Source organism: Pseudomonas sp. B8(2017), from assembly GCF_002113575.1.
GTDB classification, from domain to species: Bacteria; Pseudomonadota; Gammaproteobacteria; order Pseudomonadales; family Pseudomonadaceae; genus Aquipseudomonas; species Aquipseudomonas putida_Z.
This window is the reverse complement of sequence record NZ_NEIO01000003.1, coordinates 192057-212875: the sequence shown is the minus strand read 5'-3', so window position 1 is coordinate 212875 and position 20819 is coordinate 192057. Positions and strand designations below refer to the sequence as shown.

Annotated in this window: 14 protein-coding genes; 7 read left to right on the top strand and 7 right to left on the bottom strand. The window is 62.9% G+C overall.

Annotation, left to right across the window (positions count from 1 at the left end; all coding sequences use genetic code 11):
• Positions 1–4 precede the first annotated feature (4 nt).
• The 4 genes from fliD to CAG22_RS06970 all read right to left on the bottom strand — a co-directional run bounded on the left by fliD (position 5) and on the right by CAG22_RS06970 (position 3966).
• Positions 5–1423: a flagellar filament capping protein FliD gene (fliD, locus tag CAG22_RS06985; RefSeq protein WP_085691644.1), complete on the bottom strand. Its 1419-nt coding sequence runs from the start codon at positions 1421–1423 to the stop codon at positions 5–7.
• Positions 1424–1501: 78 nt separating this feature from the next.
• Positions 1502–1861 (bottom strand): flagellar protein FlaG, encoded by a 360-nt coding sequence (locus CAG22_RS06980; protein ID WP_015271224.1) that lies wholly within the window; start codon positions 1859–1861, stop codon positions 1502–1504.
• Between the two features lie 69 nt (positions 1862–1930).
• Positions 1931–2779, bottom strand: coding sequence for a flagellin domain-containing protein (locus tag CAG22_RS06975; RefSeq protein ID WP_015271225.1), 849 nt, complete (start codon positions 2777–2779; stop codon positions 1931–1933).
• A 251-nt stretch (positions 2780–3030) separates the two neighbouring features.
• On the bottom strand, positions 3031–3966 hold the full coding sequence (locus CAG22_RS06970) for a ketoacyl-ACP synthase III (RefSeq protein WP_085589029.1): 936 nt from the start codon (positions 3964–3966) through the stop codon (positions 3031–3033).
• Between the two features lie 311 nt (positions 3967–4277).
• Here CAG22_RS06970 and CAG22_RS06965 point away from each other — a divergent pair, with 311 nt between their 5' ends.
• The 7 genes from CAG22_RS06965 to CAG22_RS06935 are packed head-to-tail and all read left to right on the top strand — an operon-like array spanning position 4278 to position 12679.
• Complete coding sequence (locus tag CAG22_RS06965) at positions 4278–5396, top strand: DegT/DnrJ/EryC1/StrS aminotransferase family protein (protein ID WP_085589031.1); 1119 nt, start codon at positions 4278–4280, stop codon at positions 5394–5396.
• On the top strand, positions 5393–6136 hold the full coding sequence (locus CAG22_RS06960; RefSeq protein ID WP_170929277.1) for a WbqC family protein: 744 nt from the start codon (positions 5393–5395) through the stop codon (positions 6134–6136). The genes CAG22_RS06965 and CAG22_RS06960 overlap by 4 nt, the downstream gene beginning before the upstream one ends.
• The gene (locus tag CAG22_RS06955; RefSeq protein ID WP_085705037.1) at positions 6129–7109 is read left to right on the top strand and encodes a hypothetical protein; all 981 of its coding nucleotides are present in this window, start codon (positions 6129–6131) and stop codon (positions 7107–7109) included. The genes CAG22_RS06960 and CAG22_RS06955 overlap by 8 nt, the downstream gene beginning before the upstream one ends.
• Entirely contained in the window at positions 7106–7663 is a 558-nt protein-coding gene (locus tag CAG22_RS06950) for a GNAT family N-acetyltransferase (RefSeq protein ID WP_085589037.1), read from the top strand. Before CAG22_RS06955 ends, CAG22_RS06950 begins: the two co-directional genes overlap by 4 nt.
• A complete protein-coding gene (locus CAG22_RS06945) occupies positions 7660–8439 on the top strand; it encodes a phytanoyl-CoA dioxygenase family protein (RefSeq protein WP_085589039.1) in 780 nt (259 codons plus the stop codon). Before CAG22_RS06950 ends, CAG22_RS06945 begins: the two co-directional genes overlap by 4 nt.
• 5 nt (positions 8440–8444) lie before the next feature.
• Positions 8445–9173, top strand: coding sequence for a bifunctional 2-polyprenyl-6-hydroxyphenol methylase/3-demethylubiquinol 3-O-methyltransferase UbiG (locus tag CAG22_RS06940; RefSeq protein ID WP_085589204.1), 729 nt, complete (start codon positions 8445–8447; stop codon positions 9171–9173).
• Positions 9174–9175: 2 nt separating this feature from the next.
• Positions 9176–12679 (top strand): glycosyltransferase family 2 protein, encoded by a 3504-nt coding sequence (locus CAG22_RS06935; RefSeq protein WP_085705035.1) that lies wholly within the window; start codon positions 9176–9178, stop codon positions 12677–12679.
• 123 nt (positions 12680–12802) lie between these two features.
• Here the strand turns inward: CAG22_RS06935 and CAG22_RS06930 are convergent, their stop codons facing one another.
• The 3 genes from CAG22_RS06930 to CAG22_RS06920 form a co-directional block, all read right to left on the bottom strand.
• Entirely contained in the window at positions 12803–15523 is a 2721-nt protein-coding gene (locus CAG22_RS06930; RefSeq protein ID WP_085705033.1) for a glycosyltransferase, read from the bottom strand.
• 54 nt (positions 15524–15577) lie between these two features.
• Positions 15578–19153: a glycosyltransferase gene (locus CAG22_RS06925; RefSeq protein ID WP_085589045.1), complete on the bottom strand. Its 3576-nt coding sequence runs from the start codon at positions 19151–19153 to the stop codon at positions 15578–15580.
• Between the two features lie 76 nt (positions 19154–19229).
• A complete protein-coding gene (locus CAG22_RS06920) occupies positions 19230–20813 on the bottom strand; it encodes a flagellar hook-associated protein 3 (protein WP_085589047.1) in 1584 nt (527 codons plus the stop codon).
• Positions 20814–20819: the final 6 nt, after the last annotated feature.

Here is a 20819-nt window from a genome sequence, read left to right as displayed (position 1 = left end):
CCGATCAGGATTTCTTGGCCTGGGCGTTGATCGCTTCGAAGATCGAGGTGATCTGGTCGGCCTGGGCTTTCATCTTGCCCAGGGCGGTGTCCAGGGCCACGTACTTCTTGGTCAGCGATTCGGTCAGGGACTCGGTGCGGCGATCAAGCGCGGCCTGCTGGTTGGCCAGTTCCGAGACCGCCTTGTCGAGGTTCGACTTGCGCGTTGCAAGGCTGCCATCGGTCTTGTTGTAAGGGTCGATGGCCTTGTTCATGCGCTCGAAGATGCCGTCGGTGCCGGTGAACAGCTCCTGCACTTCCGGGCCGAGCTTCTTGTCGTTCATCGCCGCGGTGAACTTGCTGCTGTTGAATTCGAGCGTGCCATCTTTCTGGGTGTTGATACCCAACTGGCTCAGCGTGGTCAGCTGGTCGCCGGCCCCCACCTCACTCAGCACCTTGCGCACATCACCCAACAGAGAGCGGGTGGTCGGGTCGTTGGTGAGCGGGCCGAGCACCAGCTTGTCATCGTCATCACGGCTGGTCGACGTCAGCGACGTGATCGCCTTCTGCAGCGTATTGTAGGCATCAACGAAGCTCTGGACCGACTTCTTCAGGCCATCGTTGTCCGCCGCAACAGTGACCGCGGTCGGCGTACCAGTGCCGACGCCGCTGGCCTTCGGGCTGACCCCGGTCAACTCCAGGGTCATGCCGCTGATGGCGCTATCGAGCGTGTTGGAGGCACTCTTGACCTTCAAGCCGTCGATGGTCAGTTCAGCGTCCTGGGCCTTGGCAGTGATGAAGCCCGCACCGGTCCCGGACATCTGCGTGGTGCCATCGATTGCCAGCTCGGCGATACCGCTCAGGGAAATGTCAGTCCCCGCACCTGTGGTAGTCGAGCTGAGCACCAGGCGCGAGCCGCCTTCCTCGTTGACGATGTTGGCGGAAATGCCGTTGGCGCTCATTTCCTTGTTGATCTGGTCGCGCACACTTTGCAGCGTCGCGCCACTGGCCACGTCCAGATTGTAGGTCTTGCCGTTCTGGCTGATGGTAAGCTGGCCAGCACTGATCGGGCTGGTGGCACCACCGCTGAACTGCTGGCTGGCCACTTTCGAGCTGGTGGCCAGCTTGTCCACCACGATGTCATAGCTACCCGCTACCGCCGAGTTGCTCGACTTGACCTTGACCACGGACTCGTTGGCCGAGGTCGCTGCATAGGCGTTGAACGACGGCGCATCCTTGTTGTTGAGCGCCTTCATGGCGTCCTGGAATGCCGTGAGGGCACTGCGCAGCGAGCCGATACCCGAAATCATCGCAGTGTTGTTGCTGGTTTGCCGAGTGATCTGCGCCTGTTTGGCGGATGTATCGGCCTTGACCAACGCGGTCACGATCTCGGTAATGTTGAGACCAGAACCCAGGCCTGTACTGGAAGTAATCGGGCTTGCCATGCTGTAGTCCCTCTCATCAACGCGTCAACCCGCTCCTGCGGGACAGACATGCTTCACTTCATTGGTGTTCGCCGCCAACTATACCTTGGCGTCGAACAGAACACTTTTGACATCGCTCAGGCTGTGAGCGATCCGCAGGGCCTCTTCCGAGGGCAACTGGCGAATCAGTTCACCACTGTCGGTAGCGATGACTTTGACCACGATCTTGCCGGATTCTTCATCCGTGGAAAATTCCAGATTGCGCTGCGACGCCTTCAGGAACTTTTCGATCTCCGAAACGGCATGTTTGACCTTGTCGGCATCCTGCACCGCCTTGGCGTCTTTCTTGTCGTCTTCGGGTTTTACGTTTTCCGTCGACCGGGCAACCGGTTTTTCGGCAACCTGCTCGGCCGGACGTGCGGCCGGATAAGACAGGTTCAGCTTGACGCTCATGTCCATGCCCACCACCTCGCAATGAAAAGGCGGGGAAGTGCCTTACCAGCACTTCCCCGCCAGCAACCAGGCAGATTAGCCCAGCAGCTTCAGTACTGCCGACGGCAGCTGGTTGGCCTGGGCCAGAACCGAGGTGGAAGCTTGCTGCAGGGTCTGCTGCTTGGTCAGCTGGGCAGTTTCAGCAGCGAAGTCGGTGTCCTGTACACGGCCACGAGCAGCTTCGGCGTTTTCGTTGATGTTTTGCAGGTTGTTGATGGTGCTGGTCAGACGGTTCTGCGCGGCACCCAGGTCAGCACGGTTGCTGTTGATGGTTTGCAGAGCGGCGTCGATGGCCGAAACAGCAGCGCTGAAGTTGGCTTCGGCGGTGGTGGTGTCGGAACCCTGAATGTTGATCGAGGAAGTGACGCCCAGGTCCGAAGCGGTGAACTTGGCGCTCAGGTCGATGGTGATCTGGTTGGCGGAACCGGTGTTGGAACCAACCTGGAAGGTCATGACCGAAGCCGAACCGTCCAGCAGGTTCTTGCCGTTCAGCTGGGTGCTGTTGGCGATACGGGTCAGTTCCGAAGCCATCGACTGGAATTCTTTGTCCAGAGCGACACGGTCGTTGGTGCTGTTCGAGTCGTTTCGGGACTGAACGGCCAGTTCACGCATACGCTGCAGGATGTTGGTCTGCTCTTGCATCGCGCCTTCAGCGGTCTGGGCGATGGAGATACCGTCGTTGGCGTTTTTGATAGCCATGGTCTGACCACGGATCTGCGAGGTCATGCGGGTAGCGATCTGCAGGCCGGCGGCGTCGTCTTTGGCGCTGTTGATTTTCAGGCCGGAGGACAGACGGGTCATCGAGGTGCTCAGCGCATCGGAAGCACGGTTCAGGTTTTTCTGAACGCCCAGAGAGGTGGTGTTGGTGTTAACAGTCAAAGCCATGACGAATTCCTCGTTGGATTGGGTACTACGGCTTCCGGCCTTGGCAATTCGCCGGGTGTGGCACAGAGAACCTTCGTAATGTTTATCGTCGTCAGGGCAGTTTGCTTTAGGGCGATTTCTCACTTTTTTTGCTGGCATCCGGCCATCCCAATGAAATCAAGGGTTTGACGCCAGAAAACCATCATCAGAAACGAAAGAAGCGCGGCCCGAGGCGGGCAGCGCTTCTTTGATAACGCAAGGGTGACGCTCGATCAGCCGTTGCGCTCGATGATCGCCGAACCCCAGGACAGGCCGACGCCGAAGCCACTGAGCGCAACGCGCTTGTGCTGCGAGTTCATCACGTGCTTTTCCAGCAGCAACGGGATGCTCGACGACACGGTATTGCCGGTCTCGACCATGTCCTTGACGAACTTCTGCTTGTGCGCGCCCTCGTCGAAGCGCGCAGACACGGCATCAACGATCGCCGCGCTGCCCTGATGCAGGCAGTACAGGTCGATGTCCTCGGCGCGCAACTGGCTGGCCTCGAGCAACTGCTGCAGGTGCGCAGGCACTTTGACCAGGGCGAAGTTGTAGACCTGACGGCCGTTCATGAAGAACTTGCCGTCGGTGGTGCGCAAGTGCTCGGCACCTGCACCATCGCTGCCGAACAGCGATTTGCCGAGCTGCCAGGCAGCATCCTCGCCCATCCAGGTCGCGGTCGCGGCATCCCCGAACAACATGGTCGTGTTGCGATCCTCGGGGTCGACGATCTTCGAATAGGGGTCGGCGGTAATCAGCAGGCCATTCTTCAGGCCCGCTGCTTCCATGAAGCCCTTCATCGCATACAACCCATAGACGTAGCCGGAGCAGCCCAGGGAAACATCGAACGCCGCGACATGCGTCGAAAGCCCCAGCTTGTGCTGGACGATCGCGGCCGTATGCGGCAGGCCTTCGGCATCACCATTCTGAGTGACCACGATCACCGCATCGATGGCCGCCGGGTCAAGCGATGGATTGGCAGCGAACAGCGTCCTGGCCGCCTCGACGCACAGGTCAGAGGTTTCCTGGGCCGCATCCTTGCGCGGCAAGAAGGTCGAACCGATCTTGCCGAAGATGAAATCCTGATCCTTGCCGAATTTCGCACCCTGAGCGTAGTTATCCACGCCTTCTACAGGTACGTAACTGGCGATGCTTTTGATGCCAATCATTGTGGCTTCCCGATGGAAATGGCAAAAATTCGCAGGTAACGCGGCCATGGCTGCCAGAACTTGCACCCCACGGCGACGGGACTACCCACAGACTCAATAGATTAAAGATGCACGTTTCGACTGCCAAGTCACGATCAACGACAGATTGAACACAATCATACCAATGGAGAAGGTTGGCCGACTTCTTGCTATCAACCCATCAACCCGGTGCCGGCCGTCGGTTTCATGGCGAAACCTCGTCTGCGCACGTTGTACAGCGGCAGGGTCCAGCTTGCCCTGCTTCTATAACCGAAAAAACGAGCAGTGCCGCCATGGCCAAACCGATCACCGTAACCAGCCCTCTCCTGCCTCCCCTGGAAGAGTTCCTTCCTTATCTGGAGAGTATCTGGGAAAGCAAGCGCCTGACCAATGCAGGGCCGTTCCATCAACAGCTGGAAAGTGAGCTGGCCGAATACCTGGGCGTCAAGCACATATCGCTGTTCTCCAATGGCACCCTGGCGCTGGTGACAGCGCTGCAGGCGCTACGCGTGACGGGCGAAGTCATCACCACACCCTACTCCTTCGTCGCCACAGCCCATTCGCTTTTGTGGAACAACCTCAAGCCAGTCTTCGTCGACATCGATCCGCGTACCAACAACCTGGACCCACAACGCGTCATCGAAGCGATCACCCCTGAGACCACGGCAATTCTCCCGGTCCATTGCTATGGCATCCCTTGCGACATCGGTGCCATCCAGGAGATCGCAGACACCTACGGCCTGAAGGTGATCTATGACGCCGCCCACGCCTTTGGTGTACGCCAGGACGGGCGCAGCATTCTCGACAATGGCGACCTGTCGATCCTCAGCTTCCACGCCACCAAGGTATTCAACACCTTCGAGGGCGGTGCAATCATCTGCCAGGACGAAAAGCTCAAGCGCCGTATCGATTTCCTGAAGAATTTCGGCTTTGTCGATGAAACCGTGATCATGGCCACCGGCATCAACGGCAAGATGAACGAGATCCAGGCAGCGTTCGGTGTGTTGCAACTGCGCCACATCGATGATGCCCTGCAGCGCCGTCGCCAGGTCTTCGAGCGCTACCGCCGGGCCCTGGAAGACGTTGACGGTATCTCCCTGCTGCAACAGCCGGAAGGGCTCGACTGGAACTACGCCTATTGCCCCATCCTGATCGATGAACAACGCTTCGGTATCTCGCGCGATGCGCTGTACCAGCGCTATCGCGACCAGGACATCCTGGTGCGCCGTTACTTCTACCCACTGATCTGCGAATTCCCCATGTACCGGGGCCTGGCCAGCTCCAATCTGGAACGCCTGCCCAACGCCCTGAGGATCTCGAGCCAGGTGCTGTGCCTGCCGATCTATCCGGACCTGGACGTACCATCCCAGGAACAGATCATCGATATCCTGCTGCAGGCTCGCCAGGCATGACCCCACAGACCGCCCCCCGTTCGCCCGGGCGTCATCGGGTTGCCTTGATGCAGCCGTACTTCCTGCCATACCTGGGTTATTTCCAGCTGATCGCTGCTGCGGATCACTTTGTCCTCTATGACAATGTGCAATTCATCAAGAACGGCTGGATCGAGCGCAACCGTTATCTGCTCGACGGCGAAGCCAAGTGGTTTCGTATCGCCCTGGCCAAGGCCAGCCATACCCAGCACATCATGCAGCGGCGCATTGCCGAACAGTTCGAGCTCGCCGACCTGCTCAACAAGCTCGACTTCGCCTACCGCAAGGCGCCCCGTCGCGCGCCGGTGATGGCCTGGCTGGAAGCGCTGCTCACCCCGTCCGCTGACAGCATCGCAACGCTTGATGAGCGCCTGCTCAAGGCCTGCTGCACGCTGCTCGGCATCGACACACCGATATCACGCGCAAGCGCGCTGCCCATCACCGGCGAGGCCTCGAGCCAGGAGCGGGTCATTCAGATCGTTCAGGCGTGCGGCGCAACCCATTACCTCAACCCGATCGGTGGCGGGCACTTGTACCAGGCCGAGGCATTCCAGCAAGCCGGCATCACCCTGGAACTGCTTGGCGCCACGCTGCCCCCATATTCCCAGGGCAGCGACAGCCAACCCTTCGTTGCCGGGCTGTCGATCCTCGACGCCTTGATGTTCCAGGAGCCAGAAGTGGTGGGTGCCTGGGCCAGACTCGGAGAAATCCAAAGTGCCTGAGGCCATAGGCGGCTATTTCGAACTGGAACTGCGCAGCGGCCAGCACCCCTACCCACAAGCCAAGGCGTTCAACAGTGCCCGCTCGGCCTTTCGCGCCTTGATGCAGGCACGTGATCTGCGCCGTGTCCACCTGCCCCACTATATCTGCGCCGTCCTTGAACAAGCGCTGGCCGGCCTGGACATCGAAGTGTGCCGCTACACGCTGGACGCCGAACTCTCCCTGGCCGCCCTGCCTGACGTGGCTGCCGACGAAGGTCTGTTGTACGTCGACTACTTCGGGCTCAAGGCCGACTACGTCCGCCGGGTGCTCGTGCCCCGCTACGGGCAGCAATTGATCATCGACAACTCCCAGGCATTGTTCAGCCAGGCATTGCCAGGCATTGCCACCCTCTACTCGCCGCGCAAGTTCGTCGGTGTGGCCGATGGTGGCTGGCTGGTCAATGGCCCCGCCCGGATGCCCGAGGCACAGCCCAGCGCTTCGCGCTACCGCTTCGCGGCACTGCTCGGAAGGCTCGAGCAGGCGGCCGAGCAGCACTACAACGAATATCAGGCAAATGAGGCAGCACTGGCCGAGCAAGGCGTTCGAGCCATGTCTGCCAGCACCGCGCGCATCCTCGACAGCATCGACTATGCAAGCGTGGCTGACCGGCGCCGCAACAATCTGAGCCTGTTGCGCGAGCGGCTGGACGGCTGCAATCGCTTCAGCGCCTGGCCCGGCGAGCTGCCTGCAGCCCTGTGCTACCCGCTGCTGCTCGATTCGCCTGCCCAGGCAAACCACCTGCGCAGGCACCTGCTCGACCAAGCCATCTATGTTCCCTGCTACTGGCGGGAACTGATCGACAACCCGACGACACCCGCGCTGGAGCGGCATCTGGCCGAATGCCTGTTGCCACTGCCGATGGACCAACGCTACGGGGCCACGGACATGCACCGCCTGGCCGACGCCGTCATCCTGCATATGAGGACACCATGAGCATCAATGGCCAACGCATCGTGCTCAGAGCACTGGAACTCGAAGACCTGCCCATGTTGCACCGCTGGTCCAACGATGAAGCCCTGTGGAGCCTGCTGGGCGGCTGGCACTTCCCCGTCTCGCGCGAAGCTCAGCGGGATTGGCTGCTAGGCCTCAAGGGTGACCCGCTTAATCAACGCTTTGGTATCGAGGTCGCCCAGCACGGCCTGATCGGCACGGCCAACCTGGTGGGGATCGACTGGAAGAACGGCACGGCAGAGCACGGCATGATGATCGGCGACAGTTCACTGCGCGGCCAAGGCTATGGCACCGAGGTGATCAGCACGGTCATGCGCTACGCCTTCGATGAGCTGGGCCTGCATCGCCTGTGGACGACCATCATCGAATACAACGAAGCCTCCCTCGCCACCTACACGCGCAAGGTGCCGTGGTCCATCGAAGGGGTCCAGCGCCAGTGGTACTATCGAAAAGGGCAACGCTGGGACCGGATCCTGCTCGGCGTCACCGCCGAAGACTATCGCCACTGGCGCGATGAGCAGGAGCAAGGCCGATGAATGCACTGCACGAAACCCTGCAGCGCAATGGCTACGCTTGCGTACCCGACCTGATCGCCCAACCGCTGCTCGACCATTTGCGCAACGACCTGGCCACGGCCATCGAGCGATGCCGCCAGGTACAACTGGAAAACGGCATCACCCAGCGCACGGAACAGACGGCCCACCACATCATCACCCGTGACAGCCACTTCCCTGAACTGCTGGCCAGGTTCGCCGACTGGGGGCTGGTCGACACCCTCGCGCACATGCTCGGCGGTGTGCCGATACTCAACTCCTTTGGCGGCTTGAACAACCTGAACAGTACCGATGCCTACGTTCGCAACGTGCACCGTGATGTCCGTTCGTGGTCTGCCGAGAACATGCAGATGGCCCAGGCCCTGGTGCTGCTGGACGACTTCACCGCCGACAACGGTGCAACGCTGTTCCTGCCGGGTTCACATGGCGCCCCGCACAAGCCCACCGACGCCATTTTTGAAGCCCAGGCGCATACGGCCCTGGGCCACGCAGGCTCGATCTATCTGTTCGATTCGCGCATCTGGCACGCCGCCGGGGTCAACCGCACCACCCTGCCCCGCCGCTGCCTTACCCTGACCTTCACCCGCAGCCATTTCAAGCCGCAATTCGACTACTGCCGGGCGCTCGGCGAAGCCTTCTGCGTCTCGCAACCGCCTGCGGTCCAACAACTGCTCGGCTGGTATGCCCGTACCCCGACAACCCTTCATGAGTGGTACCAGCCTGAAGATCAGCGCTTTTACCGCAAGAACCAGGGATGAGCCCCATGACCACACGCGACTACAACAAAGAGTTCCAGGACAACGCGCACCGCAGCTATTTCTATGATTTCGATGCGCGGCTCAGGGGCTACATGCTGGACACCTTCTCGCCCTGGCTGGTCAACGGCCCGGCGCTGGAGATGGGCTGCTTCGAAGGCGCCTTCACCGCCCTGTTCGCCAAGCGCTTCCCCGACCTGACGGTGATCGAGGCGGCCAGCGACCTGATCGAGGTGACGCGCAAGCGTGTCGATGCGCCCATCCAGTTCATTTGCAGCACGTTCGAACAAGCCCAGGTCGAACCGCGTTACAGCAACATTTTCCTGATCCACACGCTGGAACACCTGGACGACCGCCGTGGCGTGCTGGAGCGTGTGCGTGGCTGGTTGGCGCCCGGCGGTCGGCTGTTCATCGCCGTCCCCAACGCCAACGCACCATCGCGCCAGATCGCGGTGAAGATGGGTCTTATCGAGCACAACAGCGCCGTCACCGAAGGCGAGCGCCTGCACGGCCACCGCGTGACCTACAGCCTCGACACCCTTGAGCAGGAAGTACGTGGCGCCGGCTGGACCGTGCGCCAGCGAGGCGGCGTGTTCTTCAAGCCTCTGGCCAACTTCCAGCTGGACAAGGCCCTGCAGAGCCAACTGATCGACGATCGATTCATGGATGCCTGCCAGGCCCTCGGCATGGTCTACCCGGACCTGTGCGCCAGCGTCTACGTCGTCTGCGAGAACTGAACATGACCCCTGCAAGCCTGCACGGCAAGCCGCGCCACCCCTATTACATCTGCGCACCCGATTACCGCGAAACCTCTTCCGGTGTGTGCGTGCTGCATTACCTTTGCCACGCCCTGAACCTGGCAGGTCATGAAGCCTACGTGACTCATTGCAAGGTCAACCCAGCACTGCGCACGCCGATCCTCACCGATGAGATCCGCCTGCGCCACATGGCCCTTGGCCTGGCCCCCATCGCGGTGTACCCGGAAGTCGCCGATGGCAACCCGATCGGCGCACCGATCGTGGCCCGCTACATCCTCAACCGTGAAGGCTTCCTGACCGGCAGGGCCATCGATGCCCGGGAATCGGACCTGTTCTTCTACTACACCCAGGATTTTCGCGGTAATGCCAAGAGCGACGACCTGCTGCTGCTGCCGGTAATCGACTCGGAACTGTTCTCGCCACCTGCCGAGCCGATCGAACGTCGCGGTCACTACCTCTACCTCAATCGCTTCGACAAGACCAAGGTCGACTACTCGCTGCTGCCGGACGACATCGAAGTGCTGAGCCTGGCCAACCCGAAGACACTTGCGCAACTGGCGCAGATCTTCCGTCAGGCCTCGGTGCTGTACAGCTACGAGATTTCCGCCACCTGCACAGAAGCCATGCTGTGCGGCTGCCCGGTCATCTACATGCCAGGCGGCCATGTCACGGCCCAGCCATTCGTCGAACAGTTCGGTAACGCCGGTTCGGCCTTGTACCACGAGCCCGGGGGGCTGGAGCGCGCCCGTGCAAGCGTGATGCAAGCGCGTATGCGCTGGCTGGATATCGAGCGGGCCTTCTGGCCGCAACTGCAGCGGTTCATCGATACCACCCAGCGCGCGGCGGTGCGCCACGTTGTGCAAAGCCAGGTGCCTTCAGTCAGGGACTGGCTGCTGCAGCGCCAACTCACCCCCGTGCAGCAGCAGCTGACCGACGCACGTCGCCAGCAACTGTCGGGGCTGACCAGCCTGACCTTGCTGGTACGTGATGAAAAAGGCGATGCCGCCGCACTTCAGGACACGCTCGACAGCATCGCCTGGTGGCGCACGTCGTCCTCCATCCGCCTGAGCACCGTGGTGCTCAGCACCCGGACAGCGCCACCAGCACTTGCCGCAGGTGTGCGCTGGCTGCATTGCACGGCCCCGGGCGCCCTCGAACTGAACGAGGCCCTGCAAAGCGAAGACAGCGACTGGATGATGCTGCTCGACGCTGGTGACGAGATCCTGCCGTCCGGCGCCCTGATGCTGGACCTGGAACTTGCCGGTGCCGAAGGCTGCCGCATGCTGTACTGCGATGGCATGTTCCGCTCCGCCGAAGGCCCTGGCGCCGTATTGCGCCCAGGCGTCAACCTCGACTACCTGCTGAGCCTGCCGCTGGCCATGGCGTCCCACTGGCTGGTACGGCGAACCTTGGCGCTGCAGGTCGGCGGCTACGACCCGAGCCTGCCACGTGCATTGGAACTGAACCTGACCCTGCGCCTGATCGAACAGGACGGCCTGGCCGGCATTGCTCACCTCGATGAAGCCTTCATCGTCAGCAACACCCCTTTGATCGAAGACAACGCCGACGAGCGAAATGCCATCAGCCGACATCTGGCCAACCGCGGCTACGTCAACGCGCAAGTGCTGGAAAGCCCCGCTCGCCATTACCACATCAAGTACGGTCATGCGCAGCAACCGCTTGTATCGATCGTTATCCCGACCCGCGACAACCTGGCCCTGCTGCAACGCTGCGTGGAAAGCCTGCTGGAAAAGACAGGCTACCCACATTTTGAAATCATCCTGGTCGACAACGACAGCCAGGATCAGCAGACCCATGACTGGCTGAACAACATGGCCATGATCGGCCAGGACCGCCTGAGCGTGCTGCGCTACCCTGGGCCGTTCAACTTCAGCGCCATCAACAACTTCGCCGCAGGGCAGGCCCGCGGTGAATACCTGGTCTTGATGAACAACGATGTGGCTGTGCTCGACGGGCATTGGCTGGACGAACTGCTCAACCACGCCCAACGCCCTGAAGTCGGCGCGGTCGGGGCCAAATTACTGACACCTGCAGGGCGTATCCAGCACGCCGGGCTGATCGGCGGCCTGCATGGCCCTGCCGGCAGCCCATCGCTGGACCAACCCGCCAACGCCAGCGGCTACCTGCAGCGCCTGCACGTCGACCAGAGCATGAGCGCTGTCAGTGCAAGCTGCCTGATGGTCGATAAAGCGCTTTACCTGGCTGCCAACGGCATGGACGAAGAACACTTCCAGGTCACCTGCAACGATCTCGACTTTTGCCTGAAGCTGGTCGAGATGGGCTACCTGAACGTCTGGACGCCGCATGCCACGCTGGTTCATGAAGGGGGCGCCAGCTGGGCACAAGTGCGCAAACTGCCGCAGATGCGCGAACGCTTCGCCCAGGATCAGCACAATGCCTATGCCAAGTGGCTGCCCCAGCTGGCCAACGATCCGGCACACAACCGGCACCTTTCCCTGCATGGCAGCGGCTTTGAATTCGAGCGTTTGATGGAGCTGAGCTGGCGGCCGTTGTGCTGGCGGCCGCTGCCCGTGGTGCTGGCCTGCCCGAGCCAGGACGAGCATGCTGCGGCGCAACTGCAAGCGGCATTCAACAACCTGCGTGACGCAGGGCAGATCGACGGCTGCGTTAGCGATCGCCTGCTCAGCCCGGTCGAAGTGCAACGCCTGCGCCCTGACGTGATCGTGCTCCAGCACGCCTGCGACGCTCGCCGGCTGCCGCGCCTGAGCCAGATGCTGGGCCTGTCGTCGGCGTTCAAGATCCTTCAGGTGACTGCCCTGCCGAACACCGCCGCAGAACGCGACACCCTCGAGCAAGCGGCGCGCATGGTGGACCGCATCGTGGTCTGCAGCCAGGCACTGGCCAACAATCTCGAGGGCCTGCATGACGATATCCAGGTCATCGACAACCGACTCGATGGACAATGGGCAGACCTGCCGCGACCTGTTCGACTCGAAGGCAAGCCTCGCCTCGGCTGTGCCTTCCTCGACAACGATCCGGCCACGGCCGAACTGGCCGAGCAGGTGGTTCGTCACTGGACCTCACGCGTGGACTGGGTACTTTGGGGAGATGTACCGGCACACCTGCAACAGCATGCCCGCGAACTGCACCCGGCACAGGTACAGCATTCGCCCAGGCTGCTGGCCAGCCTGAACCTTGATGCTGCCCTGCTGATTCGCAGCGACAGCACCCAGGCTGCATACGACGACGCTTTGGCACTGATGCAACTCGGCGCCTGCGGCTATGCGGTGGCCTGCAGCGACGTAGCCACCCTGCCCGCCAGCCTGTGCGTCACACGTGCGGTCAATGAAGTATCGGCCTGGAACGACGCCATCACTGCCTTGGTCGACGATGAGCCAACCCGGAACCACCAAGGCGCGGCACTGCGTGCGCAGGTGGGCCAGGCAGCCATGGCTGACGCAGCCTACCTGCAGAGGCTGGCGGCGGCCTGGCTGCCAGGTTGATCGATGGTGGCTGAGTCGCGCACTCAGCCGCCACTGCCGCCAGGCAATGAAAAATCCGCTACCCACGACAGGTAGCGGATTTTTTTTGCCGCATTGCCAGACGACGCTGGCCGAATGCCTGGCTCAGCGCTGACGCGCAGGACTCAGCGCATCACTGGCCCAAGTGCTGGCAAACGCGTCAGGCCAACGCGCCTGCAACACGCCACAGGCCACCGGGTCGGCCACGTTCGGCGCATCGTCGAACAGCTGCGCCACAGGCGTCCAGGCCACCAGCAAGCCCGCCGCCGCCGCCGCCAGGCAGACGTCCAGGTCGAACGCCCGTAACGGCTGAAGGCCACCGCAATGGTCGAACAGATCACGGCGGAGCAACATGCAGTCGGCAGAAACCGCGGCGCAGTTGCGCACCGACGCTGGCCAGCGTGCCTTGCCGCAATCCATCACCGACATGCCCAGCCATGGCTGGTGCAGCACCGGCCCCTGCAACAAGTCGAAGCCAGCATGCACAACCGTGCCGTCGCGCGCGAGCAGACGAGCGCCGACGACACCTACTTCAGGCCTGAGCCCCTCGTTGAGCAACCCTTCGATCCAGGCCGGCGAAATCACTTCGCAGTGCTCGGCAAGCAGCAGCAGGTATTCACCCCGAGCCTGTTCCGCCGCCAGGTTGAGCAACGCCTCACGCCCGCTCGCCGTGCCTGCCAGCAGCACGACACGCTGGCCAAACCCTTGCAGCGCGGCAGCGGTAGCTTCGGCGTGTTCGGAATTACAGGCAACCCGTAGCTCGTAGCGCGGGTAACGGGTGCGCTGCAGGACGCTGGTCAGGCAAGCCTGCAAACGCTGCACGTCACCTTCGGCGGCCACCAGAATGCTCACCAGCGGTGTGGCCGAATGGCGGAAGTCCACCACCAGGCCAGCATCGCCCTGGTCGTGCACTTCACCACGGTAACCCAGCAGCGTCAGGTGCCGCTTTAGCGTAAGCAGCGCATCGGCCTGCAGCGCCGGCGTCGCCTGGCTGCCCACCACGAGGTATTCGTCCATGTGTGCCAGGCCGCCCTGCCCATGCTGCTCCACCAGGCGCAACAGCAAGTCGAACTCCAATGCATGGCGGCAGGTTTCGCTGTAGCCACCCAACTCCACCACGGTCTCGCGGCGCACGCACCAATGCCGCGACATCAGCCCCGGTTGTGCACGCAGCAGGTCGAGGTTGCTGCCTGGGCGAACCACGCCATGCAGGCGGCCCTCGGTGTCACGCTGCACTTCATTGGCACAGACCGCCTGGCAACCCGGGGCTTCGGCCAGCTCCTGCTGCAAGCGCAGCAAGCCACCGCTGACCAAGGTATCGCCGGCCTCCAGCAACATCAGCCAATCGCTGCTCAGTTGGCGCACTTGCTGGTTGAGGTGGGTGACCCAGTTGCTTTCATTGACTTGCACGAAATGCAGGGTATCGCGGGCGGTGGTGATCGCCGGCGGCTTGCCACCCTTGAGCACCACCAGTTTGAACTGGCGCAACCCGCTGGCCAGCAGGCTGTCGAAGGTCGCCTGCAACGCCAGGTCGTCGTCGCCCAGATCGGCAATCACGAAGGTGACCTGCGCCCCCGGGCGCTTGTTCAGTTGTGCCAACAGGCGCTGCTGTACGGCCCTGTCCGGCGTGGCAGCGGCCAGCGCGTCAAGCACCTGGCCAGACCTCGTACTGCGCAACCAGCCGTTGCCATCGATACCGGGCACCGCCTCCAGGCGCGCAAGCCAATCACCCAGTTCGCGGGCGCGCTCACCATCGTCATTGTCGGTGAGGGTCGGTACCAGGCGCTGGCAGACCTCCAGGTTGAACAGGCCCAGCGCCAACGCTTTCCAGTAACGCTGCTGCAAGGTTGCGGCGGTGTCGTTGGGGTGCACCTGCAACAACTCGCGCTGGCGCACCCAGGTGCCCTCCAGCGCCTGGCGGTGGGCTTGCCCGGTCGGCCAGGCATGGCAGAGGAATTCCAGCGCGCTCAGGCGCTCGAACAGCGCGCCATTGTAGTAAGGCAACTCGACATACTGCCGCGGCTCGAAAATTCGCTCCGGTTCGCCGATCACCGTGCCCCATGGCGAGGTGAACAGCAAAGGTGCTTCGCCCTGGTCGTAGGTCGCGCGCACAAAACGATTGAGTACGGCAAAACCAGCCTCGTCATTGCACAGCTCGCCCCCCCATTCGCGCAGCAGGCGCACGGTACGGGTCAGCTGTTCGTCGCGAGCCACGGGGGTCAGCTTGCTCGGCGCGAACTCGCAGACCACATCGGTCTGCGCCAGTTGCGCGATTCTGCCTGCGGCGACCAGGGCGCAAGACAAGGCCACACGCCAGCCAGCGAAATCCAGCTCGCCTGGCAAGGTGTCGAGCAGCGCCTGCACTGCCCCGACCCGCAGCACCGCACGCCAGGCCTGCTGACCAGCCATGGCGTACTGGCGCAGGCGTGTGCGCGCACTGTCATCGGCTGCGGCCTCGAAGGCCGAGCCCATCTTGTGGTAGGCAACCTGGGCATTGCCCGGCGCATAGCCCAACGCGTAGCCCTGAGCGCCCTGCACCTGAGGTTGCGCATGCAAGCAGGCAGCGGCCTGCTGCAGGGCCGACGCCAACACGAAATCGGCATCCAGGGCCAGGGTCACGAACGGAGTGGCGACCTGTTGCAAGGCCAGGGCCAGGCGAGCGCTGCACTGCGCGCCCGCGGTGTCCGCCTGCAGTGGCTCCAGGGCCAGGCAGGGAATGCCCGCCTGGCGATAGTAATGGATGGCTCGGGCACGATGGTCCGGCTGTTCATGCCCAAGCAGGACGACGGTCACTTGGTTGTGCGACCCGATTACGGTTTCGGCCATAGGGCACCTGTTCATGTTGTTGGTCTGGCGCCCGACGGTGGCAGGCCCCAAGGTTCAATCCGCCAGCCAGGCGTTGGCCCACTGTTGCAGGTGGTGTGGCATCAGCACGTAGTCCCGCAGCACCGTTTCGCGCAGGGCATCACCCTGGCGGTAGCTGGCCTGGGGGTCGGCCAGGTGCATGCGGATCGCATCCAGCCATTGTTCCGAGGTGTTGTCGCGCACCCGCGTGCAAGGCAGGTAGCCGTCATAGGCCTTGGTGTCGGTGCAGATCACCGGGAAGCCGCACGCACCATACTCAAGCAGGCGCAAGTTGCTCTTGCAGTCGTTGAACAGGTTCTGTTCGAGCGGCGCCAGTGCCAGGTCAAGGTTCAGGCTGGCCAGCTTCTGCGGGTACGACGCCAAGGGCACGCCTTTGTGGAATTCCTTCACATAAGGCCGCAAGGCATCCGGGCACATACCGAAGAATACCCAGTCGACCTCGTCGGCCAGGGCCTTGATGACGTCCAGCAACAGCTCCAGATCGCCCCGGTGGCTGGTGCCCCCCGCCCAGCCCACGCGCGGCCGCGCGCTAGTCTGGCGCTCGCTGGCCAGCCCGGCCCACAGCGGGGCGGCAAGCATGTTGGGGACTACACGGATATCGTGGTGCATGCTCGACAGTGCATCGGCCAGCGGCTGGGTCGACACCACCACCCGGTCGCACAAGGCAATACCCTGGGTGACCAGCTCGCGCATGTTGGCCGGTATGTTCCGCGCATGGGCGTTCTTTTCCGGCACCTCGATGATGTAGTCGTCGATCTCGTAGATGCGTCGGGCGTTCGACAGGCGCTTGAAGCGCGTCATTTCATCGATCGAATTGACCGTGTAGCGACACTGCAAGATCATCACGTCGGGCTTCTCGCGCTCGATCTCGATCATCTCCGGAGTACTGTAATCAAGCCGCCCCTGGATCCAGCCAGCGCGCTCCAGCTCGGTGAACGGCTGTGCCACCCGGTAGTGACCGACCGCCGAAGTGTTGATCGGCAACGCCAACACCGACGGCAGCACACGGCTGATGAACGGGTCCCAGCCACGACGCTGTCCGGCATCGAGGTTGAAGCTGGCCATCTTCAGGCTCAGGTTGCGGTTATAGGCAGGGTCGCGGGCAACCTTGGCCAACCAGCGTTCATGGAAGATGTCCTTGTCCAGCACCTTGCGCTGGCTGTCGGTCCGCACGTCGCGGGTCGAAGCGAAGCGAACGAGCACTGCATGGGGCGTCCACACCGCCAGATAGCCTTGTTCGCGGATGCGCAGGCAGAGGTCGGCGTCCTGCAGGCCGCCCTTGAGGCCCTGCACATCGAAACCGCCCAGCGCGGCGAACAGCTCGCGGCGCACCAGCAGGCAGTCCAGGCTCAGCGCGCTCCAGTTCTGCACGGCATTGAGCCGGAGCATGTAGCCGCCGCTGTCAGCCGGCATGCCAACGAACGGGCTGCTGACGCCGCCATGCAGCCCCAGGACCAGCCCGGCGCCAAAGATCTCGCCGCTTTGGGTACATAGCTTGGGCGCCACCACGCCGACCTCCGGGCGCTGGGCCTGGGCCATCAACTGCTCCAGCCAGGGCCGGTCGAAGGCGGCGCAGGCGCTGTCGAGCATCAGCAGGTAGTCGCCACGGGCAGCCTCGCTGGCCTGGTTCAACTGCACCAGCTGGCTGCCGCTGGCCACCTCGATCACCCGCAATTGGCTGCTGCCCAGCCCCTGCATGGCCTGCAGCCATTGACGCAGGTCGGCAGGCGTATCCGGCGAGGCGATCAGCAGCACCTCGAAATGGCCATACCGGGTGTGTTCGAACACGGACTCGACACAACGCATCGCCGCGCTCAGGTCGTCCCCGAGCGTAACCAGGATCGAGACCAGGGCTTGCTCCGGGTGCCGGTACGCCACCTGGCACAACGACATGCCTTCGGCACCGACAACCTCGGCATCGACGCCCAGCCGCTGCAGATGGGCCCGCACCACGCGTGGCGCCTGCTGTGCGCAGCGCGGGTCGTGCAGCCACTGGCCAAAGTCGTGCTGGCAATGCACCAGAAGTTCGTCGATGTGCTCGATGACCTGCAAGCCCTGGTGTTCCGCCAGGCGCCACAGCAGGTCGTGGGGTGCAAGGGTATCGAAGTCCGGGTCGAAGCCGCCGACCTCGCGCAGCGCCGTACAGTTGAATGCCAGTACGCGCCCTACATATGGCAGGCTGCGCATCAGGTCGAGGTTGAAGTCCGGCTTGAAGATGGGTGTTGTCGGGCGCAGCCCGTCATGGCTACCTTCGTCGACATAGATGCAGGCCCGCTCGCGAAGTGCCATGCGCTCGCCCATGATCGCCAGAGCATGGGGCACCAGGCGATCGCCAGCGCGCAACAGCAGTATCCAGTCGGCATCGTCGGCACGCGCCAGGCGCGCCTGCAGCTGGGCCAGGCCATTACCCTGAACGAGCATGCGTTCAACCGCGACCGGGTGGCCTGCCAATTCCAGCGTCGCCGGTGCCAGCAGCCAGGTGCCAGCTGCCGAACAGGACTGCGCGGCAAGGCTGTCCAGGGTCGCGCGCAGGGCCAGTTCCTCACCCGCCTCGGCCCAGATCACCGGGACGATACGCGGCTGCCGGGGCCACTGTTCGAAGCGCTTGGGCAACGCCTTGAGCTGTGCAGCCGACAGGTCACGGCACTCCAGCCACTGGGCATACACCTCTTCAAACGACAGGCAGTCAGTGCCAACCTGCTGCGCCTGGCGGGCCTGCTGTGCCCCGTACAGGCGGTTGAGTTCGTACTCGTCCCACTGCGCACCCTGCTCGCCCTGGTACCGCTCCAGCGACAAGTAGCGCACCCAGCCACTGGCCGGTGCGGCCTCGCTTGCCCGCGCGGCCAGCATTGCCTTTATCCAGTCGGTCTCGATGGGGAAGGCCAGGGTCATGCCTGCCTGGTGGCTCAGGCGCGCAGGGTGCAGACGCTCCATGCTGAGGAAGCGTGACAGGTGCCCCAGGTTGCCTCGGCGCATGAGGCAAATGTACAGCGCCATGTCCAGGCGCGCGGCAAACCCGCTGCCCTCCTGCACCAACGCCGGCAGGAACTCGGCCACCAGGTCACGGCGCATCAGTGCATGGCTGAGGCCACCGAACAGGTTGGGGGCGTTCGTCTCCAACGCTTCGAGCAAGTCGCTGCCCTTGACTACCGCATCCTCCGGGCACATCACCGCATTGAGCATGCGCGGCGGTAGCAAGGCATCGTCGGCCGCGCACAGCATGCGCTGGCAGATGGTCATGCTGACATCGGCATGCTGTTCCATGACCGCGGCCTGCAGGCCGACACATTCGGGGAACAGTCGGTCGTCGTCGCAGAGAAACTTGATCAGCGGCCCTTCAGCATGCTCCAGGCACGCCAGCAGGTTGCGGGCGAACCCAAGGGTCTGCGGATTGCGCACGTAGCGCACCGGCTTGCCGGTCTCACCTACCACCTCGTCGACGATACGCTGGATCTCCAGGCCCCGGCTGTCATCGCAGACCAGCACCTCCAGCGTCGAGTAATCCTGGTTGAGCGCGCTGAGCAACGTGGCGCGGAAGAACTCGGGGTTGAAGGCTGGAATGGCGATGCTGACGAGGGTCTGTTGATTCACGGCGAAGACCTTGAAGAGGTGGCGTGGCCAGCTCCGAATGGGCTGGCACACGCCGGATGACGCGAGAGAGGTGAAATCAGATGTAGTTGACCAACGACAAGCTGGCGACCTTGGCATAGGCCTGCAGCGACGCTTGCAGCATGTTGGTTTGCATCTGCAGGCGCAGCATCACTTCAGCCGGGTCGCTTTCGCGGATAGAGCTCTGGGTCTTGGTGTTCTCGGTGCTCAGCGCCTCGTTGGTTTCGGACTGCACATCCAGCGCCTGGCCACGGCCACCGATCGCACTGACCGACGACGACACCTGGTTGGTGGCGCTGGCGATGTTGCCAACGGCCGAATCCAGCGCGGCGAGGAAGTTCTGCCGGGCCACCGGGTCGTTGTCCACCGGGCTGGTCAGCGCGGTACGCAGCTTGCCGATGGTGTCGAGGATGTTCTGGGTCTGGTGGGTATCGACCTTTACCGCAAACGAGTCCCCGGCATTCGGTGCGCCGGACAGCTCGAAGCTGACCCCAGCCGCGGTGGCGGTGGTGCCGTTCGGCCCGCCCAGCGCACCCGATGCCACCGGGCGGCTGTCAGCAGTGACCGGCGCGGCGTACAGCTCGAAGGTGCTGCTGCCGGTGAACTTGAGCACCGCGCCACCGCCCGGGAAAGCGGCCTTGTAGGCAGCCTGATCGGTGATGGTCGCGCCCGTCACCTGCTCGGAGGAGGTATTGCCAGGGCTGCGTGTGCCGGAAACCTCATCGGCCTTGGAACTCAGGCTGAACGTATGCCCTGCGATAGCGGCATCTTCATTACCCTTGTCGCCGTCCTTGAAGGTGATGTCCAGGCGCAGATCGACACCGCGGAAGCTGATGCTGGTGTTGTCGCCATTGGGGTCGAACTTGCCGCCCTGGCTGGCCTCGAGCGTGACGTCATTGCCGTCGACGTCGGTGATCTTGTATTCGGTGCTGCTGAGGAATTCGATGCTGTACGGCTCGCCACTGCGGAAGCGATCGTTGTACAGGCTGTTGCCGGAGACCTGGCCGTTGGACAGGCTGACGCGGCCATCGTCGGTGGCCGGCGCGGTCAGGCTGGTCTGGCTACGGCTGGTGTTGAGCGCCTGCTCGAAGGCGTCGTAGCCGGTTTCATTGGCCGCCAGGCTGAGCATGTCACCCACCTGCAGGTTGAGCTTGCCCTGGTCGCCCTGGTAGCTGTAGGTGCCATCGGCATTGCGCGCGTAAGGCGGGGTATCACCCTTGGAGCCGGAGAAGATGTACTTGCCGTTCTCGTCCTTGCTGTTCATCAACGAGAACAGCTGGTCTTCCAGCGACGCCAGTTCATCGGCGTTGGCCTTGCGGTCGGCATCGGTGAACGTACCGTTGCCAGAGCTCACCGCCAGCTCGTTGACCCGCTGCAGGATGGTGCCAATGGAGTTCAGGGTGCTTTCGGCAGTGCCCAGGGCGTTACGTACGTTGACGATGTTGCCGCTGTACTGCTTCAGCATGTTCTGCTGTTGTTCCAGTTGCAGCAGACGCGCCGCCCCCACCGGGTCATCCTTGGCCGAACGCACGCGAATGCCATCGCTTGCCTCCTGCTGGCTCTTCACCGTCTTGGCGAAGTTGCTCTGGTAGTTGGCCTGGTTGGTGTTGTAGAACTGCGAAGTAGAGATGCGTACGCTCACGATCTA

What these genes read in the sequence shown, in the direction of transcription:
- fliD (WP_085691644.1), bottom strand. Translation starts at nt 1,423, where the DNA reads ATGGCAAGCCCGATTACTTCCAGTACAGGCCTGGGTTCTGGTCTCAAC.
- CAG22_RS06980 (WP_015271224.1), bottom strand. Translation starts at nt 1,861, where the DNA reads ATGGACATGAGCGTCAAGCTGAACCTGTCTTATCCGGCCGCACGTCCG.
- CAG22_RS06975 (WP_015271225.1), bottom strand. Translation starts at nt 2,779, where the DNA reads ATGGCTTTGACTGTTAACACCAACACCACCTCTCTGGGCGTTCAGAAA.
- CAG22_RS06970 (WP_085589029.1), bottom strand. Translation starts at nt 3,966, where the DNA reads ATGATTGGCATCAAAAGCATCGCCAGTTACGTACCTGTAGAAGGCGTG.
- CAG22_RS06965 (WP_085589031.1), top strand. Translation starts at nt 4,278, where the DNA reads ATGGCCAAACCGATCACCGTAACCAGCCCTCTCCTGCCTCCCCTGGAA.
- CAG22_RS06960 (WP_170929277.1), top strand. Translation starts at nt 5,393, where the DNA reads ATGACCCCACAGACCGCCCCCCGTTCGCCCGGGCGTCATCGGGTTGCC.
- CAG22_RS06950 (WP_085589037.1), top strand. Translation starts at nt 7,106, where the DNA reads ATGAGCATCAATGGCCAACGCATCGTGCTCAGAGCACTGGAACTCGAA.
- CAG22_RS06945 (WP_085589039.1), top strand. Translation starts at nt 7,660, where the DNA reads ATGAATGCACTGCACGAAACCCTGCAGCGCAATGGCTACGCTTGCGTA.
- CAG22_RS06940 (WP_085589204.1), top strand. Translation starts at nt 8,445, where the DNA reads ATGACCACACGCGACTACAACAAAGAGTTCCAGGACAACGCGCACCGC.
- CAG22_RS06935 (WP_085705035.1), top strand. Translation starts at nt 9,176, where the DNA reads ATGACCCCTGCAAGCCTGCACGGCAAGCCGCGCCACCCCTATTACATC.
- CAG22_RS06930 (WP_085705033.1), bottom strand. Translation starts at nt 15,523, where the DNA reads ATGGCCGAAACCGTAATCGGGTCGCACAACCAAGTGACCGTCGTCCTG.